Source organism: Protofrankia sp. Cj3 (assembly GCF_917627355.1).
Classification (GTDB): Bacteria; Actinomycetota; Actinomycetes; order Frankiales; family Frankiaceae; genus Protofrankia.
The window spans coordinates 8117-8976 of record NZ_CAKJTR010000204.1 but is presented as its reverse complement, the minus strand read 5'-3'; the positions used below and the strand labels follow the sequence as shown (position 1 = coordinate 8976).

Below are 860 nucleotides of genomic sequence, written 5' to 3'. Positions count from 1 at the left end.
TCTGGGTTTGTGAACTGGGCCGCGACACCCGTCGGCCGGGGCGTGCGCGCCGCGGCGGTGGCGGTCCTGGCTGTCCTGCTGGCGGTTGCCGGACACAGCGTGGCGTGCGGCCGGTTGCCGCCGCTGTCGGTCATGGGGTTCGGGACGCTGGTGACCGCTCGGGTCTGCTGGGGAGCGGCCAAGGGACGGATGTCCGTCCGGCGACTCGCCGCCGTGGTGGTCGGGGTGCAGGCGGGCCTGCATTTCGCCTTTGCCGTCACCGAACCCGCCGGTATCGCGAACGTCTCCGTGGGCGCTGCCGCAGGCGGCGGCTCGAGCGGCGTGACCGCCATCACCCATGCGGGCGACATGGTGTCACAGAGCGCGGTGCCGGGTGTGGACCTGCTGCCCGGCGGGCCCGCGATGGCCATCGCGCACCTGCTGGCCGCGGTTGTCCTCGCCTGCTGGCTCGCGGTCGGGGAACGGCTGCTGTGGCGGGCGGCGCGGGGTGCCGCGACCGCCGCGCGCCGGGTCGCCCGCCGGCTGTTGCGACGCCATGTCGGGTCTGCCCGCCCGCGCGCCGCCGACCTGATCCCGCCCGTTTGGTGGATGCGGCGGGTGTCACGTCCTGCCCTGCTCCTCCATGTGGTCACCCGCAGGGGGCCACCCGTTTTCAGCACCTGTTTTGGATCTTTTTCTGGGTGATTCACACCCAGCTGGCGCCTGGCTTCGTTGCTGGCCACACCGATAGGACCCAGCCAGTATCGGTGCGGGCTCCCGTCTTGCCAGAGACCACCTGAACGCGACTCGCCGGCCGGATCCTCGATTCACAACAGGCCCTTACCGCAACCCGACCAGCTTGCCGCGCACCCTCGTGCCGG

At 72.0% G+C, this 860-nt stretch carries 1 protein-coding gene; it reads left to right on the top strand.

Annotated features, from left to right (window positions below; all coding sequences use genetic code 11):
• Window positions 1–684, top strand: a 684-nt coding sequence (locus MJ783_RS20075; RefSeq protein ID WP_239312641.1) for a hypothetical protein, incomplete at its 5' end; no start/stop codon positions are given.
• Between the last annotated feature and the right edge of the window lie 176 nt (window positions 685–860).